Raw genomic sequence first — 22,650 nt, forward strand, 5'->3', positions numbered from 1 at the left:
AGCTTTGGTTACCGCGCGATTAGCACCGCGTTTTGAACGAACCTTCCTTTCAAAAACATCGCCACCTCCATCTGCGGAGCGCAGGTTTCGCGGTCGATCAATCATGCTTTGAAAGGGATCATCATCATGACCACAGGCACAGTAAAATGGTTCAACTCCACCAAGGGCTTTGGCTTCATTCAGCCTGACAACGGCGGCGCTGACGCTTTCGTCCATATCTCGGCCGTCGAACGCGCCGGAATGCGCGAAATCGTTGAAGGTCAGAAGCTTGGCTACGAACTCGAGCGCGACGTGAAGTCGGGCAAAATGTCGGCCTGCAACCTTCAGGCCGCCTAATCATAACTGGGTTCGTCCGTGACCACGGATGTACTGGCACTGACGAGACCGAGTTATCTACGAGGCCGGGCGAATAGCCTGGCCTTTTTTGTTGCTCACACTCAGTGCGTACTCTCTAGGATTCTGTCCATGGCACAGACCAATTTGAAATCCAGGGCATCAGGCAGAAATCGCCTTCAGCCACACTTAATCGCGGTTTTTCGCACGTAACTAAGCAATCGAGAAATTGGACTCCATTGTCCAGGATCGCGAGGCAAAATACCGTGCGGCTGCGGGAGGCAGGCCTGGCGAAGGAAGCATACGAAATTGCAATTGTTCCCGATGGTTTGGCAGCGAAGCGCGGCCGTCAGAACGGAGTTACAAGGTTTAGGCATTGCTCAATCACGACGAAAACGTAGAGTGGAATTCAAGTCAACTCCAGCGCGCCATAAAGGCTGCGGGGGTGGCTTTGTGGACATGGAATGTCGATACCGACGCGTTCGTGATGGATCGACGCGGGTACGAACTTTGGGACGTCAGGATTGATGGCACCCTGTCCTTTGAGGATCTGTCGGAAAAAATACACCCGGCTGACCGTGACCGGGTAAGAGCGGCATTCATCGCAACACGTGCGGTCGTTGGACTTTATGAGATCGATTTTCGGATACTATGTGGCCTCGATATCCGCTGGGTATCGGCGCGCGGACAAGGAAACGACGAAGACATCTTGGCCCGATCAATGACCGGCATTTTTCTCGACGTGACATCTCGCAAGCAGGCCGAAGAAGGACACGAGCTTCTTGCAGGTGAAATGAGCCACCGTGTGAAGAACCTGCTCGCCATCGCAACCGGGCTCACACAGATTACCTCGCGGTCCGCGAACTCGATAACGGATATGACCTCCCAGCTAACCCAGCGCCTGACCGCGCTAGGGCGCGCCCATGACCTTGTCCGCCCATTACCTGGCGGTCAGGGGAAGGCGGCGCTGCTTGGAGATCTAATTACGATCCTGCTTGCGCCATACGACGAGACCGCTGCGTTTTCTGGGCGCATCAGAGTGGCGGTTCCGCGCATGGGCGTCGGTGAAGGCGCGGCAACAGGGCTGGCGTTGGTCATTCACGAGCTCGCGACCAATTCGCTGAAGTACGGTGCATTATCGTCAGCGACTGGGACGCTAGATCTCTCGGGCAAAAATGCCGGCGAGGACGTGGTTTTGACATGGACAGAGCAGGGCGGTCCGGAGGTCGTCGCTCCTGAGGGGGAAGGCGGTTATGGCAGCCGACTGCTCATGCGAACGATGTCCGCTCATCTGGGTGGGACGATAGCATACAACTGGACACTGAGCGGAGCTCAGGTGACGCTGACCATCGATGGGAACCGTCTCTCCGTCTGACTGACGATCTAATCGTCATTCATCCGTCTTGCATCGGCGTCTGCCGAGAACGGGAGCTCGATTTCCGTTTGTGGGATGCGGCCAGAAGCGCCGATGATGCCAGCCTCCAAAATTCGAGCGGCAACCTCATGGGCAAGATCGACCGCGGTCGCCATAACCCGCATCTGGACGTTAGTGAACAGGAAGTGGATGGCTTGCTCGCCGAATATCTAGAGCTTCGTCCGCCGTCCTGGCCTACATGACTTCGAAGCCGGCGTCTTTCAGAGCATTGATCACCTTCGCGCCGCTGAGCGATTTCAGCGCGTTAGCGCTACTCAAATAACCGGGTCGAAGGTCCTGATCCCTTCAAGAGCTGGGATGTCGCCTGTCACTTAGACAGGCGCCGAAGTCGATTCACGGACAATGAGTGAATAGTCGATCTCATAATGGTTGGGCACCCTGTGCCCATCCAATCTGGCAAGCAGATATTCTCCGGCGCCGCGCCATGTGACATCGGTCGGTACATGCAAAGTGGTGAGGGCAGGTCTCAGGTGGCGGCTCCAGTCCAAGTCGTCAAAGCCAACGACGGAAAGATCTTTCGGGAGCTGCATGCCCCGCCGCTCGGCTTCCAGCATAACGCCATAGGCAAGCACGTCGTTGCCGCAGGCGATTGCGGTTGGAGTGGTTTTCCCTGTGAGAAGTTGGCGAGCGGCCTCGCGCGCGTCATCCAGGGTATAGCGCACCTCGACATGCCATTCGCCTGGGACGTCTAAACCGTTTTCCGCCAAGGCGCGCCGAAAGCCACGAATACGGGCGCTGGCGCGGTCATTGTTTCGCTGAAGTGCGCTGACGATGCCGATTTTCTTATGCCCGAGCGAGATAAGGTGCATCATCGCCCGGTGAGCGGCGGCCTCGTTGTCGACGCCGATGCTGGCTGCGGCTCCGTTCGGGTTGTAGACGCCGACATTGATGGAGGGCATTTCGCGCACCCGTAGCAAATCCCTGAGCGCCTGATGATGACAGTCGCCGCGCAGGATCAGCCCGTCTATGCCGCGGCCGATAAGGTTGCGCGCCTGCTCCAACTCTACGTCTATGTCGTATTCGTTGGTCGCGAGGATGAGCATGTAGCCGCGCGAGGAAAGATACTTTTGCAGGGCCTCGATGCCGCGCGCAAACATAGCGTTGTCAATGGTCGGAATGATCGCGCCGATCGTGCGCGTGCGATTGCTGGAAAGAGCCCGCGCCATGCCGTGCGGCACATATCCCGTCTCTTCGACGATCGACTGGATGCGCAGCCGCAACTCCTCTCTGACGCTTTGCGGACTGTTAAGTGCACGTGAAACGGTCGCAGTGGAGACCCCTGCCAGCCGCGCGATGGCTCTTATCCCGGTCTTTTCTTTTTCGGCGCTCATCCGTGTACTCGTCTGTAACGTTACATAGCTTAGCAGCGCTTTCTGCGCGGGTGTCAAACAAATAATACGCTGCAATGCAATCAGAATTTTTATGGGGTACGCGGTTGACAGGGCCGAAACAGAGGGATTATGTAACCGGTTACATGATCTGAGCTCGGGAGAAGCCAGATTTTGTCGCTCGAGGAGGAGCGCTGGAACACCGCCTTTAGGCGGCCAAGTGGAGGAAAGCATGCCAGAAATCTCCGCAGCTCGTATTCTGATTGTATCCTGCGCGCTTGCCGGCGCTTCGAGCCCTGCATTCGCGTTCGACTGGAAGGCGCATGACGGTGAAACGGTTTCGTTTCTTGCCAACAACAATCCCTGGTCCCAGGCCGTGCTCTCCTACAAGGACGAGTTCACCAAGCTGACCGGCATCAAGTTGAAGGTGGACTCCTATCAGGAACAGCAGATGCGTCAGCGTTTGGTGACCGTGATGAATTCCAAGAGCGACGAAGTCGACGTCTTCATGACGCTGGCATCGCGCGAAGGCGAGCAGTTTGCCGCTGCAGGATGGTATGCCGACCTTACGGCCTCCGCACAGAAAGATGTCTCGCCTGACTATGATTTCGCCGGCATCAGCCCGGCGCTCGTCAAGGCCGCCACCTTCGGCGGCAAGCTGACCAGCATTCCGCTCAATCTCGAAGGCCCGCTGCTTTATTACCGCACCGATATCTTCGAAAAGTGCAAGATTGCCAAGCCGACGTCGCTCGCCGATATTCAGGCGGCGGCCAAGACGCTGAAAGAGTGCGACAGCAGCATCACGCCCTTTACATCGCGTGGCCTGAAGGCGGCGATCGCCTATACGTTCAGCAATGTCCTGCATAACATGGGTGGCAAGTATATTGTCGACGGCAGGTCGGCCCTGTGCTCGCCGGCCAGCCAGAAGGCGATCGGCTATTACGGTGAGCTGCTCAAGGATTATGGCCCGCCCGGCTCGTCGAATTACAGCTTTTATCAGATCTCGGCGCTCTATCGTGCCGGCCGCGCGGCGATGGCGTTCGAATCCTCGAACGAGCTGCGCACCATCATGGAAGGCGGCGAACGTCTGAAGGATACGGATGTGATCCCGCTGCCGGCGGGTGACGCGGGCAGCGTGCCGACGGCGATCGGCTGGGGCCTGTCGGTCTCCGCCAACAGCGCCCACAAGGATGCCGCCTGGTATTTCGTGCAATGGGCATCCAGCCCGGAAATGCAGAAGCGTCTTGCCATCCAGGGTGTTGCCGCGCCGCGTGCCTCGGTCGCCGATGATCCGGAATACAAGAAGTGGATTTCCGAGGCGCCGGTGCGCGCCAGCTGGCAGTCGGCGCTTGGCGAGCTTGCAACGAAGGGGTCTTCCGAAGTCGGTTACCCGATCATCGCCAACCCGGAATCGCGTGATTACATCGGCCAGGCCGTACAGGATATTCTCCTCGGCCAGAAACCGGTCGCCGAGGCCTGCGCCGCGGCAGACAGCGCGCTCGACGGGCTGATCGCCCGCAAATAATCCGGTCTGATTTTCGACCGGTACCAAACTTAAGTCGCGACCCCGATCGTCGGGGTCGCCAGTCCCCAGATCCTGCCCCGATACCGATTGGAGAGCCCTCCATGAAACCAGGCTTGAACGACAGCCAGGGACGGCAGCTTGCTGCCTTGTCCGCACCGGCGGTGATTTTTACCGTCGCGATGATCGCCTTCCCGGTCGTTTATACGATCTGGCTCGGTTTCCGGTCGTTTTCCAGCACCGGCGCCTCCAGCTTCACGGGGCTTGCCAACTACACGGCGCTGATCAAGGACGGCGAGTTCTGGAACGGGCTCTATGTCACCTTCGCGCTCTATATCCTTTCCATGGTGCTGCAGCTCGTTTTCGGCATCTATCTCGCCATGCTGCTCTTCCATTCCAAGCGGCTTTCCGGCTTCCTGCGCTCGCTTCTGATCTCGCCTTTCATGATGCCGCCGGTCGTGGCCGGCATGATGTGGCTGGTCATTCTCGATCCGTCGCTCGGCGCTGCCAATTATATCCTTCAGTCGCTCGGCCTGCCGCCGTCCGAATGGCTGGCCTCGCCGACCTGGGTCATCCCGACCGTGGCCTTGATCGATACCTGGCAATGGGCACCCTATGTGGCACTGATCGTGCTCGGCGGCCTGCAGTCACTGCCGCCCAGTGTCTATGAAGCCGCACAGATCGACGGCGCCTCGCCGGCCCGCGTTTTTCGCCGCATCACGCTGCCGCTGCTCCTCCCGACCATCGTCACCGCCGCGGTGCTACGTAGCGTCGATCTGCTCCGCTTCTTCGACATCATCTACATCACCACCCAGGGCGGACCGGGCAATGCGTCGAACACGCTCAATATCTACGGCTTCCGGGTCGGCTTCGAGTTCTTCAACATCGGTTACGCCAGCGCCCTGATGATCACGCTCTCGGCCATCGTGCTGGTTGCAGTGCTGATGCTCAACCGCCTGCGCTCTGCCGTGGCCTGGTGAGGGAGATAACCATGAACGCTACCCAAAATTCCGATCGCTGGCTTCACTGGCTGAACACGATCCAGCTCACCATTGCCGGCATCTTAATCCTCGCGCCGACCGTCTGGATGGTTCTCTCCTCGTTCAAGCCGTCCTTCGAGGTCACATCTTATCCCCCGACGCTGTTTTTCCAGCCGACATTCGAAAACTATGAAACGCTCTGGCAGACGACGCCCTTCTTCTCCTACGCGTTCAACAGTTTCGTCGTCACCATCGGCTCGACCCTTCTCGGCCTGATCTTCGGCATTCCGGCCGCCTTTGCCGTCTCTTGGTCGCGGGTCACCTGGCCGGCGATCCTGACGCTCGCCGCTCGCATGGCGCCGGGCACGCTTTTTCTTCTGCCATGGTACATCATGTTCCGCGAGGTTGGTCTGATCGGCTCCTACACGGCGCTGATCCTCAGCCATGCGGTCATCACCATGCCGATCGTCATCTGGGTCCTGCTTCCCTTTTTCGACAACATTCCGCGCAGCGTGTTCGAGGCGGCGCAGATGGATGGCTGCTCGGTGACGCGTGTACTCTGGAAGATCGCGCTGCCGCTGGTTGGCTCCGGTGTTGCCGTGTCCTCCATTCTCGCCTTCGTCTTCTCCTGGAACTTCTTCCTCTTCTCGCTGATCCTGTCGAATTCCGACACGAAGACACTCATCGCAGCCGCGTTCAATTTCGTCGGAGAGGGCTCCACGCAATGGGGATCGCTGATGGCCGCCGCAACGCTGATCGCGCTGCCGCCGCTGGCGCTCGCCATTCTGGTGCAACGCTGGCTGGTCGCAGGCCTCACTCTCGGCGCCGTTAAAGGATGATCATCATGAGCGACAGACAAAACTCACGCATGCGGGCCTCGATCTTTCACGGAGACCGCCGCATCACCATTGAAGACCAGGATATTCCAGCCATCGGCGAGGGAGAGGTTCTGGTCAAGGTCAGCCGCACGGCGCTGTGCGGCTCGGATTTCAAGCTCTGGCACAAGGGCGCGGAATTCACCGCCGGCCACGAGATCTTCGGAACGGTCGAACAGCCGGGGCATCCGCGCCACGGTCAGCGCAACGTCGTCTATATCCCGCTGCATTGCGATCATTGCGAGGCCTGTAAAGCCGGTGACACGCAGATGTGCCTGGAGGTATCGAGCCTGATCGGCTGGAACCGGCCGGGCGGTTATGCGGAATATCTGCCGGTGCCGGAAAACTGCCTCCTGCCTGTTCCCGACGATATCGAGGATGATCTGGCGCCGCTTCTGCTCGATACGATCGGCACGTCTGCGCATGCGGTCCGTTTCGCCATGCCGCTGGTGCCGCCGGAAGAAACTGCGCCTGTACTCGTCATGGGCGCCGGGCCGGTCGGCCTCGGTGTCGTTCTGGCGCTGCAGAGCCTCGGCTACACCGACATTCATGTCGCCGATCCCAATGAGGAACGGTTGCAGATCGCGCTGTCCTTCGGCGCTACGGCACATCCGGTCGGGTCGCGGGAAAAACGCTTCAAGCTGATCTTCGAATGCTCGGGCGCCCATGCGGCCCGCAATCTCGGCATCGAACTCGTCCTGCCGCGCGGTGCGCTGATGCTGGTCGGCGAGAATGCCCAGCCCTGGACGATCGAGGAGGGCAAGATCTTCCGTCGAAAGGATTTTTACATGATCCGGACCTTCTATTTCCCGATTCGGGATTTCGAGCCGAATATCGACCTGCTCAGGAAGAACAAGGAAAAATACCGGCGCTTCGTCGATGCCGCTTTCGGCCTTGACGCGCTGCCGGACAATTTCGCCCGCTTTGCCGAAGGCAAGCTGATCAAACCTCTCCTGTCCTTCGGGTGATCCATGGCCTCCATCAGCATCAAGAATCTGTCCAAGAAATTCGGTGAACTCACCATCATTCCGGGCCTCGACCTGGAGATTGCCGATGAGGAATTCGTGGTTTTCGTCGGCCCGTCGGGCTGCGGCAAGTCCACGCTTCTGCGCATCATCGCCGGGCTCGAACCCTTGAGCGGCGGCGAGATCTTCATCGGCGACACCAAGGTCAACGGCGTGCCGGCCTCCAAGCGCGATATCGCCATGGTTTTCCAGGATTATGCGCTCTATCCGCATATGACGGTCTACGACAACATGGCGTTTGCGCTCGAACTGCGCGGCATGACCAGGCCGGAGATCGACCAGCGTGTCCGCCGTGCCGCCGGCCTTCTGCATATCGAGCCCTTCCTCGAGCGTAAGCCGAAGGCGCTTTCGGGCGGTCAGCGCCAGCGCGTCGCCATGGGCCGCGCCATCGTGCGCGATCCGAAGGTTTTCCTGTTCGACGAACCTTTGTCCAACCTCGACGCAAAACTGCGCAACCAAGTGCGTGCCGAGATCAAGGCGCTCTCCCAGGAACTTAGGACGACGATGATCTTCGTGACCCACGACCAGGTCGAGGCGATGACGATGGCGGACCGCATCGTCGTCCTAAAGGGCGGCGAGATCCAGCAATATGGCCGTCCGGAAGAGGTTTATGAAACGCCGGCCAACCAGTTCGTCGCGGGTTTCATCGGCTCTCCGGCTATGAACTTTTTCGACATCCGCCGCGCCGGTGACGGTTTTGCGCTCGTGGGTGCGGACGGGCTGAAGCCACCGGTGCCGGATGCCGCAAAGGCGGGCCTCGGCGCGATGCAGGACGCCGTCATCGGTATCCGGCCGGAACATTTTCTGCATGCACCCGATGACCCAGCGGCCTTTGCCGTAACCATTGATCTGGTCGAACCGCTCGGCTCCGACACGCTGGTGCATTTCAATCTTGCGGGCGTCAGGACCGTCGCAAGGGTCAATCCCGAATTGCGGCCGAAGGTCGGTGAACAGCTGAAATTCGCCGCCCGGCCCGGTAAGGCGCATGTCTTCGACAAGGCGTCCGGAAGGGCGATCCGATGATCGGAGAGATCAAAATCCCCGATGCGAAACTGCCCAGGGTCGTCTGCCTCGGTCTTTCCGCTCTCGACCGCATCTGGCGGGTGGAGACGGGATTTTCCGGTGGCGGCAGCGAGAAGATCAGGGCGGCAGAACATCTGACCGAGCATGGCGGGCTGGCGGCCAATGCCGCTGTCACGGTCGCCAGACTGGGCGGCACGACCGCGTTCTGGGGCAGGGCGGGCGACGACGATGCCGGACGCTTCATGGCCGGTGCCTTTGCCGCCGAAGGCGTCGATGTCGAACATTTCCGTCTCTTCGAGGGCGGAGCCTCCTCGGTTTCCGCCATCATTGTCGATGGGAATGGCGAGCGGCAGATCGCCAATTTCCGCGGCACCTTTCCCACCGATCCTTCCTGGCTGCCGCTCTCAACGCTCGATGCTGATTGTGTTCTGGGCGATCCGCGCTGGCCCGACGGGGCGGATGCCTTGTTCCGCAGCGCCCGGCAAAAGGGCATTCCGACGATCCTCGACGGCGAAGTCGCCGATAGCGAGATCTTCGAGCGTCTTTTACCGCTGACGGATCAGGTGATTTTTTCGGAGCCGGGACTGGCGGGTTTCGCCGGGCCGGACATCCCCTGGGCCCTTCAACACGCCGCTTCCTTCGGCAGCAAAATGGTGGCGGTGACGCGCGGCAGCAAGGGCCTCGTCTGGCTGGAGGATGGCCGCATCCAGGAAATGCCCGCACCAAATGTGGTTGCGATCGACACCACCGCTGCCGGCGACGTCTTTCACGGCGCATACGCCTTTGCGATCAGCGCCGGTGCTGCGATCGAAGACAGCCTGACATTTGCCAGCGCGGTTGCCGCGCTTAAATGCACCCGCGCCGGCGGCCGCGCCGCCATCCCGACACTTGATGAACTCAGATCCTTTGAAAGGAAGAACCATGCTTACTCTCGGTAAATCCCGCGGCCTTGCGCGCCTCGCCAATAAGGAGGGCCATTTCTGCATGGTCGCGCTCGACCAGCGCCCGCCGCTTTTCGAAGCGATCGCGGCTGCCCGCGGCATCGACAAGGCGAAAGTACCGTTCTCCGACGTCATCACCGCCAAGCGCCTGCTGGTCGAAAACCTCTCGCCGCATTGCAGCTCGATGCTGTTCGATCCGAACTACGCTATCCCGGCGGCGATCGACGTTCTGCCGGCCGATTGCGGCCTGATCGTCACGCTCGAGGATCACCGCACCGAGGAGAGCGAAGGCGGCCGCAAGTCGAAGGTGATTGCTGACTGGAGTGTCGAAAAGATCCGCCGCCTCGGTGGCGATGCGGTCAAGGTTCTCGCCTGGTATCGCCCGGATGCCTCGCCGGATGTTCTCGAACACCAGAAGAATTTCGTCCGCCAGATCGGCGAGGACTGCAAGCGTTTCGATATCGCCTATGTGCTCGAACTGCTGGTCTTCCCCTTCCTCGGCCAGGCCGGCCATACGGCGGACTATGTCGAATCCCCGACCAAGCTGCCGGAACTGGTGATCGACAGCGTGCGGGAATTCGCCAAGCCGGAATATGGCGTCGATCTGCTGAAGCTGGAAAGCCCGCTTGCCGCAAACAATCTGCCGGCCCGTGACGGCAGTGCGGCTGCCAAGGCGGCTCAGAACGAATTCGACATGGTCGGCAAGATCTGCGCTGATGCCGGCATTCCCTGGGTGCTTCTCTCCGGCGGTGCCGCGCCGGAAAAATTCGAACTCGTGCTGGAATATGCCTATGCAGCCGGCGCCGGCGGTTTCCTCGCCGGTCGGACGATCTGGCTCAATTCGATCCGCACCCATTTCCCCGATACCGCCGCCGTCGGCAAGTCGCTGGCGCAGGAAGGTGTTGCCGTTCTCGACAGCCTCAGCCGCCTGACGGCGGAAAAGGCGCCGAAGTGGAAAGCCCCGGCCCCGGCCTTCCAGGCGATCAAGAACGAAGGCGATTTTGCTCAGAGCTACGCTGCGGCCTGAGACCGAACCAGCCGGGCGCTGTGAATTGATCGCAGCGCCCGAACATGAACTCAATAAAATGCGAGGCGAGGATGATGCAGGATCCGTTCAGTTTGCCACCCGGCTTTCATGCCGTCGTTATCGGTGGGGCGGGCGATATCGGCTCGGCCATCGCCGAACTGTTTCATGCCCGCGGTGCGACGGTGACGGTGACCGGCCATGACCAGCCCGCTGTCGATCGCTGCCGGCTGAACGGCATGGACGGGATATCGCGCGCGCTACTCGACGTTACTTCGGATGCTGATGTCACCGCTTTCGCCGATGGCCTCGAGCGGGTCGACGCCGTCGTCAACTGCGCCGGCATTCTCGCCCGCGACGAGGAATTCAAGATCGAGATGTTCCAGAAGGTGCTGGACGTCAACCTGACCGGCACGTTCCGTATCTGCATGGCCTTCAAGCCGCATCTTGCCGCTTCGAAGGGCTCGATCGTCAATATTGCCTCCATGAACGCGTTTGCCGCGCTGCCGCGCATTCCCGCTTATTGCGCCAGCAAGGGTGGGGTCGTGATGCTGACCAAGGCGCTCGCGCTCGCTTGGGCGGAAGAGGGTGTTCGCGTCAATGCCGTGGCCCCAGGTTATATCGAGACGGCGATCAATGCCGAGGGCCGCAAAGACAAGGCGCATCACGACCGGATCGCCGGTCGCACGGCGCTCAAGCGCTGGGGCAAGCCTCAGGACGTGGCAGGCATGGCCGTTTTCCTCTGCCTGCCGGCCTCCGAATATGCGACAGGCACCGTTTATGCGATCGACGGCGGTTTTCTGGCGGGATGATGAGGGAGGGGGTTTTCCATGCAGGATGAGACGAGGATCATCTCAGTCGAAGCGCTGGTTTTTCGTGTGCCGCTGGCAAAGCCGGTCTCGACCTCCTTCGGCACGATGCTCGACCGCCCCGCGGTCTTCGTGCGCCTCGAGGACGATCGCGGCACGGTCGGCTGGGGCGAGATCTGGTGCAACTGGCCGGCCTGCGGTGCCGAACACCGGGCCCGCCTTGTCGTCAGCGATATCGCCCCGCGTGTTCTTGGAAAAACTCTGCCATCCCCGCCGGAACTATTTCGGCAGCTGACGACGGCGACCGAAATCCTCGTCCTGCAGACCGGCGAGGTCGGCCCCTATGCGCAGGTGATTGCCGGTTTCGACATAGCATACTGGGACCTGACGGCACGCCGCTCCTGTCTGTCCCTCGCAACGGCGATGGCCGAAACGGCCACTGGTCGGATGCGCGCCTATGCCAGCGGTATCCATATTCTCGACGCGGAACGTTTGGTGGCCGAGGCTCGCTCCGCCGGTTATCGCGATTTCAAGGTGAAGGTTGGTTTCGATTTCGACCGTGACCTCGATCTTCTGCGCCGCTTGCATGCCGACCTTCGCCCCGGCGAGACGCTGCATGCCGATGCCAATCAGGGTTTTCCCGCCGAACAGGCCCGCGCCTTTCTGCGCGCCACGGACAATCTCGGTCTCGGCTGGATGGAAGAACCGGTACGGGTGGATTCTTCCGAAACACTCTGGGCGGATCTTGCCGGGCTCACATCGACGCCGCTGGCCGGTGGCGAAAACCTGATCGGCGAGGCGGCCTTCCATTCGGCGATCGAAGCCGGCAGCCTCTCCGTCATTCAGCCTGATGCGGCGAAATGGGGTGGGCCGAGCGGTTGTTTTGCTGTCGCAAAGGCCGCCCACGCAGCCGGAAAAAGGTATTGCCCTCATTTCCTCGGGGCTGGCATCGGGCTCGTCGCGTCTGCCCATATTCTCGCGGCTGCCGGTGGGGACGGCATGCTGGAGATCGACGTCAATCCCAATCCGCTGCGTGATGCCATCCAGCCGCGCTGGCCGCTCGTTCAGGAAGGTTGGGTCGAGCTGCCGGAAGGCGAGGGGCTCGGGGTCGAACCGGATCTGCAGCAACTGGCGCCCTTCGAGACGATGCGGCTTGTTGCCGAAAAGCGGACATGATGCCTTTCGGCGGCATAGCTGCTTTCATCCTTTTGTCCTTCATCGCCGCCTATATGCAGACGCTGACCGGTTTTGCCTTCGGGCTGCTGCTGATGGGCGCGGTGGCTTTGACCGGGCTCATTCCTCTACCCGAAGCGGCGATCATCGTCAGCTTTCTGACGCTTGCGAATGCATTGATGATCCTGGTGAAGGGATGGCGGGAGATCGCCCGAATACCTTTCCTGCTTTCACTGACCGGCGCCATTCCGCTGATTCTGGTCGGTTACGTTCTTCTCGACCTTCTGGCCTCGTCGTCGCTCGCCGCAATGCGACTGATCCTCGGCCTCGTCATAATCGTCTCCAGCCTGCAGCTGATCTTCAGGCCAAGCCCCCGTAAAACCCTGTCATCGGAGCCGAGCTTCGTGTTTTTCGGCGCGCTTGGCGGCATTATGGGCGGGCTGTTTTCCACCGCCGGGCCGCCGCTCGTCTATCATCTCTACCGGCAACCGCTGCCGCACAGCATGATCCGCGAAACGCTGGTGGCGGTGTTTTCGATCAATGCCATGTTCCGCCTCGTCCTCGTGACGGCATCGGGAGAACTGCCGCCCCATGCAATCATCTGGGCTGCCGCTGCCTTGCCGGGTGTGTTGCTCGCCACCTATGCGGCCCGTCGCTGGCCGCCGCCTTTGTCTCCGGCGGCGCTCCGGCGACTGGCTTTTGTCCTGTTGCTGATGTCGGGATTATCACTGGCCCTGCCGGTGATAATTGGATGAGATGTTGTATCGCGCGCCTCGACGGCTGATATAGGCCTCTGGCTGGAGTGCTTTCGGGAGGTTGGCATGGAGGGGTGTTTTTCAGGGGCCACGCGAAACGGTCAGGGGTCGGCGCCGACCGAAACCGCAAGTTCCCGCGTCCGTGGCCAGCAAGGCCAGACGATTGCAGTCAGGGGCGGCGAGAGCTTTGTGGGCACCGACGATTTGGTGATTTCTGGCGATGGCGAAGGTCCGGCACGCAAGATCCTGCTGCAGGATTTTGCTCTTGAGGTCGAGACGGTAACGGTGCGCCGTTTTGCCGAATTCGGGGTCAGAACAAGAGCAGTCCGAAATCGTACGCTAAGGCCGAACGGAACAGGAACGATGTTGTAGTTCGGATGTGCACCATCCGATCTCTGTGGAGTGCCATCGACATGCGCCAGTTTTGATTTCTCTGTTCGGCCCGACTCGACAACGCTTCACGCAGATTGGTCATGAATGGAGTCGGGCGATGGCAAAGCGCAAGCTTCTCAAAGATCAAGATCGCCGGAAGCTTGTCGATATCCCAGTCGACGAGGACAGCTTAATTCGCCACTATTCGTTGTCATTAGCGGATCGCCTGGAGATCGAACTACGGAGACGTAATCACAATCGGCTCGGCTTTGCCATCCAGCTATGTCTGATGCGATACCCGGGTCGAGTGCTTGGGGCAGAAGAAACTCCGCCTCGCGCCATGCTGAAGTATGTTGCTGATCAGATCGGCACCACCCCAGACGAATTTGCCCTCTATGCACGCCGCGAAGAAACCCGTCGGGATCACACGGCGCGACTAATGGTCTATCTGGGTACGAGAAGCGCGACGGTGCAAGATCGCCCCGCCGCGCTATTGGCGGCAATTCAGGCGGCGACCATGTCCGACGACGGTGCTGTGATAGCCAGTTCGCTTCTCGCAACGTTTCGCGAACGCGGAGTTCTTTTGCCGGCGATCGCCACGATCGAACGCATCGGCCTTGCCGGCCGTGCCATGGCCCGGCGCCGGGCAGAAAGAACTATGATTGAAGACATCCCACTTGATAGGCTTCAATTACTGGATAGGCTGTTAGAGGTTGACCCGTCGATCGGCCAGACGCGATTTCATTGGCTGCGTTCGGCGCCAGAAGCGCCGGCTGCGGCGAACCTCGTCGGGCTGACCGAGCGGATAGCTTTTCTGCGGCGGCTGGAGATCGATCCGGAACTGCAGGCGCGCATATCAGCGGGACGGTGGGACCAGATGATCCGGGAGGGCAACGCAACGCCGGCCTGGCTTGCCAACGACTTCAACGCCAGCCGTCGCCACGCTCTGATCGTGACTCAAATCATCAAGCTTTGCCAGAAGCTTACGGACGATGCGGTGACGATGTTTATCAAGCTGATGGGTAAATTGTTCTCGCAAGCCAACAATCGAAAGAAGCAGCGGCATATGGACTGCAGAGCGAACACCGCCAAAGCGCTGCGCATGTTTCTGGATACGATCACCGCCCTGCAGTCTGCCAACGACCATGGTCGGAACGCATTGGATTGTCCTCGACAAAAGAGTCGGCTGGGACCGGCTGCTTCGGATCAAGCCTGAGCTTGAGTCGATGGTCGACGACAACGAGGCACCGCCGTTGTCTGTGGCAGCCGAGCAGTATGCGATCGTCCACAAATACATTGGTGCATTGTCGGCGGACACTCCAGGATCGCGTACCGCTCACCCACCTCAGCCAAACTGATCGACGGCTTATCTTCGAACAAGGGAAACCTGATCGCCGTCTCTACGAGATCGCCACGCTAGCGGTTTTGCGAGACCGGCTCAGATCTGCGGACATTTGGGTCGACGGAAGCCGATCTTTCCGTCCGATTGACGAGCATCTGATGCCGCGGTCGACATTCATCACGATGAAGGACGAAGATCGTCTCGGTTTGGGGGTCCAGAGCGACGGCGCGCAGTGGCTTGCCGAAGCGCGTCAGATGCTCGACTTCAACCTGACGCGTTTGGCGCACAGAGCACGATCCGGAAAGCTCGAGGGAGTTCGTCTCGAGGCAGGTACCTTTATTGTCACGCCAACCTCCAGCGAAGTCCCCGCGGCCGCCGAGGAACTGAATGCCGAGGTCAGCGACATGTATCCGTTGATTGAGGTTCCCGACTTGCTGAGGGAGGTGCATGAATGGACCGGCTTTGCAGATTCATTCACGCATGTTCGCACCGGCGACATCCCGAAAAATGTCTCTGCCATGCTCGCTGGTGTACTGGCCGATGCGACAAACCTCGGCCCAAAGCGAATGGCGGGCGCATCCAAGGGGATCAGCGCTCACCAGATTGGGTGGATGCGTACATTCCATGCGCGATCGGAGACCTACCGCGCGGCGCAAGCGGGCATCACCGATGCCCACACCCAGCATCCGCATTCTCAGCTTTGGGGCAATGGCACAACGTCATCGTCCGATGGCCAATTCTTCCGAGCGAGCGACCGAGCTGCAAAGCGAGGCGAAATCAACTTGCATTACGGCAGCGAGCCTGGATCGAAATTTTATAGCCACCTGTCAGATCAATATGGCTACTTTAGCATTTTGCCCATCAGTCCGACCGAGAGCGAGGCGGCCTATGTGCTCGATGGGCTCTACGATCAGGACACTGCCCTCGACATCCATGAACACTTTACCGACACGGGCGGTGCCAGTGATCATATCTTCGGGCTGTTCGCCTTGATCGGAAAGCGGTTCTCACCGCGACTGCGCAATCTCAAAGATCGGAAGTTCCACACGTTCGACAAGAGCGATGCGTATCCGACCCTGTCGAACCACATCGGGGCGCCGATCAACACCGCCCTGATCCTCGAACATTGGGACGATCTGCTCCATCTCGCGGCGTCGATCACGACGCGGTCCGTGGTGCCGTCTACGATCCTCAAGAAACTGTCAGCGTCTTCAAAGCAGAGCCATCTCGCGAGGGCGCTCCGCGAACTCGGCCGTATCGAAAGGTCGCCCTTCATGATCGAATGGTACTCAAGTCCGGCACTACGGCGGAGATGCCAAGCCGGTCTAAACAAGGGCGAGGCTGCCCATAAGCTGAAACGCGCTGTGTTCTTCCACGAGCGGGGCGAAATCCGCGACCGGTCGTTCGAGAGCCAGGCGTTCCGCGCTTATGGTCTTAACTTCGTCGTCAGTGCGATCGTCCACTGGAATACAGTCTATCTCGACCGTGCAATCACACAGATGAAGCGAGCGGGTCGAGATATTGCTGATACTCTGTTGAAGCACATCTCGCCGCTCAGTCGGGAGCATATCAACCTTACCGGCATTTATACCTGGGATGCCGAACATCAGATGCCCAACGGATTCCGATCGCTCCGCCTTCCGGCTAGGCTAAGGGACGCCGCGTAAGTTCTCATTCCGTTCGCCCTTAGCGTACGATTTCGCACCCCTCTTGTTCTGGCCCCATATTGGGAGGGGTGCGCCAGCGCACAGCACGCCTCCGGCAAAGACCACTGACCAGAAACCTGCTCGCAAAATACCGGGCTTGTTTCCTTTCCGTCAGGACTCCGACTGGAGGCGAAGCAGTGAAGTCTCCCACTATCGCCTCTTGACATATCGCAAGGCTGTCGTGCTAATACGTATTAGCGTTAATACGCATTAGCAGATATTTGATGCTGGGAGGGCATCGCGTGACCGGCCACAAGCGACTAACTCAGAACGATATCGCTAAGCTTGCCGGCGTCAGCCAGGCTACGGTTTCGCTTGTGCTCAACGGCGCGCCTACCGCGTTAGCACGTATCCCTGCCGAGACCCGCGAGCGCGTCCAAGGTGTTATCCGCACGACTGGTTATGTCGCCGACCCGATCGCGAGGCGGATGGCCAAGGGGCTGAACCGCATCCTTGGCGTCTTCACCTACGAGCCGGCTTTTCCGAGCGCGCAGGCCGACTTCTTCACGCCCTTCCTGCTCGGCATCGAGGAGGAGGCGCAGCAGCAGAACTACGATCTCCTGCTCCTAACGAGCGCCGGTGTCGGCAATAACCGCAAGATATTCTCCGAGAACAATCGGCTCCGCATAGCCGACGGCTGCCTCGTGCTCGGCCGCGAATTCGACCGCAAGGAACTCGCGCGGCTGGTGGCGGAGGATTACCCTTTCGTGGCGATCGGCCGTCGTGACGATGCCGGCGGGCCGGTTCCCTATGTCGGCGGCGACTATGCAGCCGGCACCCGGCAACTCGTCGAAGAGGCCGTTTTGCTCGGCCATTCGAAGCTTGCCTATGTCGGCCCGGAAGGAACGGCGGAATCCATTGCCGATCGCTGGCGAGGTTTCTGTTCCGCGCTGGGTGAGGGGCCGAAGCTTGCACTGCATGTCGATGCCGTCAACCGGCCAGCCGGTGAGATCGTCGACGGGATCGTGTCGAGCGGTGCTACGGCCGCTTTCTTCATCGAGCTGGCGGATGCGGTGAGAGTCGAGGCTGCAGCACGGGAGCGCGGGCTTGTCGTGCCGCAGGATTTCTCGATGGTCGTGCTCGGTAGCCATATCCGCGCTGGCCGCAGCCCAGTGCGGTTCACGTCCTACAAAATTCCCCGCGAGGAGATGGGACGGCAGGCAACGGCGATGCTGGTTAACCGGATCGAGACCGGCAGTGTCGGCAGCCAGATTCTTCTTACCTGTGAGACCGTCGCGGGCGAAACACTGGGGCCATGCCCTTTGTATCCCGCGAAGAAACGCCAATCAACGAAACGGATTCAATGACGTGAAAGAGTTGCAAGCAGATATTCTCGTGGTAGGCGGCGGCTTGGGGGGCGTGGCAGCAGCATTGGGCGCAGCTCGCGCCGGCAAGCGCGTCATCATGACGGAGGAATTCGACTGGATCGGCGGGCAGCTGACTAGTCAGGCGGTCCCCTCCGACGAACACACTTGGGTGGAGCAGTTTGGCATCACGCGGTCCTATCGCAAACTGCGCAGCGGTGTCCGGCAATATTATCGTGACCACTATCCGCTGACCGAAGGCGCTCGCGCCTGGGGTGACCTCAATCCCGGAGGCGGCTGGGTCAGCCGCATCTGCGCCGAACCGCGCGTCAGCCTGGCGGTGATGGAAAGCATGCTGATGCCCTATATTGGTGCCGGCCGGCTGACGGTGCTGAAGCCCTACCGGCCGTTTGCCGCAGATGTCGAGGGCGACACGGTTCGCTCGATTACGGTCCGCCACCGCGATACGGATGCCGAGATCGTCATTTCGGCCCAATACGTTCTCGACGCGACCGAACTCGGCGATCTTCTGCCAATGACGGGTACAGAATACGCCAAAGGATTCGAGGCGCAGTCCGACACAGGCGAACCGAGTGCGCCGGCAGAAGCCCAGCCAGACAATGTTCAGGCGGTCTCGATCTGCTTTGCGATTGATCATGTCGACGGCGACCAGACGATCGACAAGCCGGAAAACTATGACTACTGGCGCAAGTACCAGCCGCATTTCTGGGGCGGTCCGCTGCTCGGCCTGACGGCGCCGCATCCGCGCACGCTGGAACATACGACACGGTCGTTCACGCCGAACCCGGATGATGATCCGCTTCTCGTCGATGCCGACCAGCGCAAGGGCGGCGGCGACGAAAACCTCTGGATCTTCCGCCGTATCGCCGCACGCAAGAACTTTGCGCCGGGTTTCTATCAGTCTGACATCTGCCTCGTGAACTGGCCGATGATCGACTACATGGACGGCACCATCATCGACGTCACGGACGAAGAAAAGGCGCGGCATCTGAAATCGGCAGCCGACCTTTCGTATTCTGTTTTTTACTGGCTGCAGACGGACGCGCCGCGTCTCGACGGCGGTCAGGGTTATCGGGGCCTGCGTCTGCGTGGTGATATCACTGGCACCGAACATGGTCTTGCCATGGCGCCTTATATCCGCGAGGGCCGGCGGATCAAGCCGGTGACGCGGATCGTCGAGCAGGACCTTTCCTTTACCGTGCGCGGTGAAAAGGGCGCGATGCGGTATCGCGACAGCATCGGCATCGGAATGTACCGCATCGACCTGCATCCCTCGACCGGCGGTGACAACTATGTTGACGTCCCGTCCTGTCCATTCGAAATCCCGCTCGGTGCGCTGCTGCCGCAGCGGATGAAGAACCTTATCCCGGCCGGTAAGAATATCGGCACTACCCATATCACCAACGGTTGCTACCGCCTGCACCCTGTCGAATGGAACATTGGCGAAGTGGCCGGCATGCTGGCGGCGTGGTGCCTAAGCAAGGGGCTGAGCCCGCACCAAGTGCAGCAAGCCGACAGCCATCTGACGGAGTTCCAGGCGGCACTGACCCGCGAAGGCATCGAGTTCCGCTGGCCGGAGATCGCCGCCTACTGATTTTTGATCGAACCCATCTTTGGAGGAGGACTGGGAATGCCTTATCAAAGGACTTTGAAATCGACCGCCTGCGCACTGGCGATCCTCGGATCGCTTGCGCTGGGCGGAACTGCCCAGGCGCAAGATGCGGTCAATCTTCGGATGACCATCTGGAGCGCAAATGAAGCACATTTGAAGCTGTTCAACGAGATCGCCGCGGGCTTCAAGAAGGATCATCCGAATGTCAGCGTCACGTACGAGTCGCTGCCGTTTGAGACTTATACGACAGCGTTGACGACCCAGATCGCCGGTGGCAACGCGCCCGACATGGCGTGGATCTTCGAGACTTCGGCCTATGATTTCGTCAAGTCCGGCGCGCTTTATCCGCTGACCGACACATTGAAGGCGGCAGAAGGCTATAATCTTGAAGACGTCGGTACTGGGGCCACCGAACGCTGGACTGAAGACGGCAAGCTCTACGCCTATCCGTTTTCGACTTCGCCATTCGCCGTTTTCGTCAACAACGATCTCGTGAAGGCTGCTGGCGCCAAAACACCGGCCGAGATGATCGCTGCAGGCGAATGGACCTGGGACAACGCGATCGAAACGGCCGCCGCCGTTGCCAAATCCGGCAAGGGCGGGCTGGTCGTGCGCGACTTCAACTATCAGGCATGGCAATACCTTACCTCTGTATGGAACGGCTGGGGCGCATCGCCTTGGAGCGAAGATGGCAAGACCTGCACCATGGCCGACAAGCCGATGGCGGATGCGCTGACCTTCATCCACGACGCCGTGTTCACCAAGAAGGCGATCCCCGGCCCGGGCGAGACAGTCGATTTTTTCGCCGGCAATGCGGCGATGACGATCACCCAGATCAGTCGCGCCTCGCTATTGCCTAAAGAAAAGCCGTTCAGCTGGGATCTCGTGCCGCTGCCGAAGGGCTCGGCAGGTGAATATGCACTGATAGGCCAGGCGGGCATCGGCGTCATGCAATCGGGCAAGAATGCCGAAACGGCCGCCGAATTCGTCGCTTACATGACCAATCCGGAAAACTCGGCCAAGCTCAGCCAGTTCTTCCCATCTGCGCGGAAGTCGCTGCTGAATGCCGATATTCTGAAAAAGACCAATCCCCTGCTCAGTCAGGAACAGATCGAAAAGGTCGTGATTTCAGGCATCGCCACCGGCAAGGTCATGCCCGGTCATACCGGATTTGCTCAGATCCAGCAGATGGTTCGCTCCAATCTCGACGCCGTGTGGCGACCGGAGGCGGACGTGCCGGCTACTCTCCAGAGAATCTGCGGCCAGATCGGCCCGTTGCTGAAGCGCTGAAGGAGGTTGGTCATGGCTGTCGCGCAGGAAGACGCTCGTCCGGAAGGCCGTTCCTCATCGCCGTTCTGGACGATCGCGCGGCGCGACAGCCTCACCGGCTTCCTCTTCATTGCACCACAACTGATCGGGATCGTTGTCTTCGTGCTGATCCCGCTTGGGCTAGTCTTCTGGTATTCGCTGCACGAGTGGAATGTGCTCGCGAACACCTTCACCTATACCGGTGCGCAGAATTACCGAATGCTGATGGAGGACGAGAGCCTTCTCGAAGTGCTGGGTGCGACGGCGATCTTTTCCGCCGGGCTGGTGATCTTCAACCTGTCGCTGGCGCTTCTTCTTGCCGTGCTGCTCAACCAGAAACTCGCCGGCATCGCTATCTTCCGCACCCTGTTCTTTTCGCCGGTCGTCGTCTCGCTAGTCGCCTGGACGATCGTCTGGAGTTTTCTTCTGCAGAAAAACGGCGGTATCAACGGCATGCTTCTGACGTTCGGCATCGAAGGTCCTAACTGGCTCAGGGAAGAGACGACCGCGATGATCTCGGTCATCGTCGTGCAGGTGTTCAAGAATGTCGGTTTGAACATGATCCTGTTCCTGGCCGCATTGCAGGGCGTGCCGAAGGAACTCTACGAAGCGGCGCGGATCGATGGCGCGCCGGCCTTCAAGCAGTTCCGCCGCATCACCCTGCCGCTGATCAGCCCGACGATTCTGCTGACCTCGATCATCACCATCGTCGGGTCGCTGCAGGTCTTTGCCCAGATCGCGGTGCTGACCCAGGGCGGGCCGGGCCTCTCGACCACCGTGCTGGTCTACTATCTCTACCAGCAGGCATTCCAGTTTCACTTCTTCGGCTACGGCTCGACGCTGTCCATCCTGCTGTTTGCCATCGTCGCCATCCTGACATTCGCCCAGTGGCAGATGCGCAAGAGGATCGTCTTTTATGAGAGCTGATATTTCCCCGCGCGCAAAAGTGGCGCTCTACGGAGTGATGTGCGTATTGCTCATCCCCTTCGTCTTCCCGACATGGTGGATGGTGACGTCGTCGATAAAGCCGATCAGCGATATCTTCGCCTTCCCGCCGCAACTCGTGCCGCAAAGCTACGACTGGACGACTTATTCGAAGGTCTTCGAATTGCAGCCCTTTGTCCGGCAATACTGGAATTCCGCCTATATCGCGGCGGTGGTGACCATCGGCACGATGATCATCTCGTCCATGGCGGGTTATGCCTTTGCCCGGATCAGGTTTCCTTACGCGAATGCGATCTTCATGATCGTGCTGCTCGGCCTGCTGATCCCGTCCGAAGTGACGATCGTGCCGCTATTCCAGATGTTTCTGAAGGCCGGCATGGTCAACACTCACTGGCCGCTGATCCTGGTACCGATCTTCGGCGCGCCCAGCGTATTCGCCACCTTCGTCATGCGACAGTTCTTCGTGACGCTTCCGGCCGAACTGGAAGAGGCGGCTCGCGTCGATGGTCTTGGACGGTTCAAGATCTTTACCAGGATCGCCCTGCCGTTGGCAAAACCTGCACTGGCATCGGTGGCCATTTTCACCTTCCTGCATTCCTGGAATCTGTTCCTCGAGCCTATCGTATTTCTTTCTAGCGCCGAGATGTTCACGCTGCCGCAGGCGCTTACCCAATATACCGACGCCTATGGCGGGCCAATGTGGAACATCCAGCTCGCAGCCGCCACCCTGACGGCGCTGCCCGTCCTCATCGTCTTCATCATTGCCCAGAAGCAATTTGTCGAAGGCCTCGCCCATACAGGCCTCAAGGGCTGAACA

Annotated in this window: 20 protein-coding genes and 1 pseudogene; 19 read left to right on the plus strand and 2 right to left on the minus strand. The window is 60.0% G+C overall.

Going from position 1 to position 22,650, the window contains the following annotated elements; translation table 11 throughout:
- The first annotated feature begins 126 nt into the window (after positions 1–126).
- Both BM216_RS32615 and BM216_RS32620 read left to right on the plus strand, forming a co-directional pair.
- Positions 127–336: a cold-shock protein gene (locus BM216_RS32615; RefSeq protein WP_093002983.1), complete on the plus strand. Its 210-nt coding sequence runs from the start codon at positions 127–129 to the stop codon at positions 334–336.
- A 373-nt stretch (positions 337–709) separates the two neighbouring features.
- Positions 710–1,708: a sensor histidine kinase gene (locus BM216_RS32620; protein ID WP_244530371.1), complete on the plus strand. Its 999-nt coding sequence runs from the start codon at positions 710–712 to the stop codon at positions 1,706–1,708.
- An 8-nt stretch (positions 1,709–1,716) separates the two neighbouring features.
- Here the strand turns inward: BM216_RS32620 and BM216_RS34435 are convergent, their stop codons facing one another.
- Together BM216_RS34435 and BM216_RS32625 are read right to left on the minus strand one after the other, a co-directional pair.
- Positions 1,717–1,863: a hypothetical protein gene (locus BM216_RS34435; protein ID WP_177230956.1), complete on the minus strand. Its 147-nt coding sequence runs from the start codon at positions 1,861–1,863 to the stop codon at positions 1,717–1,719.
- 216 nt (positions 1,864–2,079) lie between these two features.
- Positions 2,080–3,099: a LacI family DNA-binding transcriptional regulator gene (locus BM216_RS32625; protein WP_093004469.1), complete on the minus strand. Its 1,020-nt coding sequence runs from the start codon at positions 3,097–3,099 to the stop codon at positions 2,080–2,082.
- A gap of 229 nt (positions 3,100–3,328) precedes the next feature.
- Between BM216_RS32625 and BM216_RS32630 the strand changes: the two genes are divergently transcribed.
- From BM216_RS32630 to BM216_RS32710, 17 genes and pseudogenes are all read left to right on the plus strand, one after another.
- Entirely contained in the window at positions 3,329–4,621 is a 1,293-nt protein-coding gene (locus BM216_RS32630) for an ABC transporter substrate-binding protein (RefSeq protein WP_093004471.1), read from the plus strand.
- A gap of 101 nt (positions 4,622–4,722) precedes the next feature.
- Positions 4,723–5,598 (plus strand): carbohydrate ABC transporter permease, encoded by an 876-nt coding sequence (locus tag BM216_RS32635; RefSeq protein ID WP_093004473.1) that lies wholly within the window; start codon positions 4,723–4,725, stop codon positions 5,596–5,598.
- 11 nt (positions 5,599–5,609) lie between these two features.
- Positions 5,610–6,437, plus strand: a complete 828-nt coding sequence (locus tag BM216_RS32640) for a carbohydrate ABC transporter permease (protein WP_093004475.1) — start codon at positions 5,610–5,612, stop codon at positions 6,435–6,437.
- A 5-nt stretch (positions 6,438–6,442) separates the two neighbouring features.
- Positions 6,443–7,441: an alcohol dehydrogenase catalytic domain-containing protein gene (locus tag BM216_RS32645; RefSeq protein ID WP_244530462.1), complete on the plus strand. Its 999-nt coding sequence runs from the start codon at positions 6,443–6,445 to the stop codon at positions 7,439–7,441.
- A 3-nt stretch (positions 7,442–7,444) separates the two neighbouring features.
- Positions 7,445–8,521, plus strand: a complete 1,077-nt coding sequence (gene ugpC, locus BM216_RS32650) for an ABC transporter ATP-binding protein (protein ID WP_093004477.1) — start codon at positions 7,445–7,447, stop codon at positions 8,519–8,521.
- Positions 8,518–9,459 (plus strand): sugar kinase, encoded by a 942-nt coding sequence (locus tag BM216_RS32655; protein WP_093004479.1) that lies wholly within the window; start codon positions 8,518–8,520, stop codon positions 9,457–9,459. Before ugpC ends, BM216_RS32655 begins: the two co-directional genes overlap by 4 nt.
- A complete protein-coding gene (locus BM216_RS32660) occupies positions 9,443–10,489 on the plus strand; it encodes a tagatose 1,6-diphosphate aldolase (RefSeq protein ID WP_093004481.1) in 1,047 nt (348 codons plus the stop codon). The genes BM216_RS32655 and BM216_RS32660 overlap by 17 nt, the downstream gene beginning before the upstream one ends.
- A 74-nt stretch (positions 10,490–10,563) precedes the next feature.
- Positions 10,564–11,298: an SDR family NAD(P)-dependent oxidoreductase gene (locus BM216_RS32665; protein ID WP_093004509.1), complete on the plus strand. Its 735-nt coding sequence runs from the start codon at positions 10,564–10,566 to the stop codon at positions 11,296–11,298.
- An 18-nt stretch (positions 11,299–11,316) separates the two neighbouring features.
- Complete coding sequence (locus BM216_RS32670) at positions 11,317–12,471, plus strand: mandelate racemase/muconate lactonizing enzyme family protein (protein WP_093004483.1); 1,155 nt, start codon at positions 11,317–11,319, stop codon at positions 12,469–12,471.
- On the plus strand, positions 12,468–13,223 hold the full coding sequence (locus BM216_RS32675) for a sulfite exporter TauE/SafE family protein (RefSeq protein ID WP_244530463.1): 756 nt from the start codon (positions 12,468–12,470) through the stop codon (positions 13,221–13,223). Before BM216_RS32670 ends, BM216_RS32675 begins: the two co-directional genes overlap by 4 nt.
- A gap of 189 nt (positions 13,224–13,412) precedes the next feature.
- Positions 13,413–13,595 (plus strand): formylglycine-generating enzyme family protein, encoded by a 183-nt coding sequence (locus BM216_RS33900; RefSeq protein WP_143102943.1) that lies wholly within the window; start codon positions 13,413–13,415, stop codon positions 13,593–13,595.
- 118 nt (positions 13,596–13,713) lie between these two features.
- A pseudogene (locus tag BM216_RS32685) lies at positions 13,714–16,604 on the plus strand (Tn3 family transposase).
- A gap of 281 nt (positions 16,605–16,885) precedes the next feature.
- Positions 16,886–17,950 carry a LacI family DNA-binding transcriptional regulator gene (locus tag BM216_RS32690; protein WP_143102944.1) on the plus strand — a complete coding sequence of 355 codons (1,065 nt, stop codon included), beginning with the start codon at positions 16,886–16,888 and terminating at the stop codon, positions 17,948–17,950.
- A gap of 1 nt (position 17,951) precedes the next feature.
- A complete protein-coding gene (locus tag BM216_RS32695) occupies positions 17,952–19,562 on the plus strand; it encodes an FAD-dependent oxidoreductase (RefSeq protein ID WP_210217101.1) in 1,611 nt (536 codons plus the stop codon).
- A 36-nt stretch (positions 19,563–19,598) separates the two neighbouring features.
- Complete coding sequence (locus BM216_RS32700; protein WP_093004489.1) at positions 19,599–20,870, plus strand: ABC transporter substrate-binding protein; 1,272 nt, start codon at positions 19,599–19,601, stop codon at positions 20,868–20,870.
- A 12-nt stretch (positions 20,871–20,882) separates the two neighbouring features.
- Positions 20,883–21,815, plus strand: a complete 933-nt coding sequence (locus BM216_RS32705) for a carbohydrate ABC transporter permease (RefSeq protein WP_093004491.1) — start codon at positions 20,883–20,885, stop codon at positions 21,813–21,815.
- A complete protein-coding gene (locus BM216_RS32710) occupies positions 21,805–22,647 on the plus strand; it encodes a carbohydrate ABC transporter permease (RefSeq protein WP_093004493.1) in 843 nt (280 codons plus the stop codon). Before BM216_RS32705 ends, BM216_RS32710 begins: the two co-directional genes overlap by 11 nt.
- The last annotated feature ends 3 nt before the right edge of the window (positions 22,648–22,650 follow it).

Source organism: Rhizobium sp. NFR07 (assembly GCF_900111905.1).
Lineage (GTDB): Bacteria > Pseudomonadota > Alphaproteobacteria > Rhizobiales > Rhizobiaceae > Neorhizobium.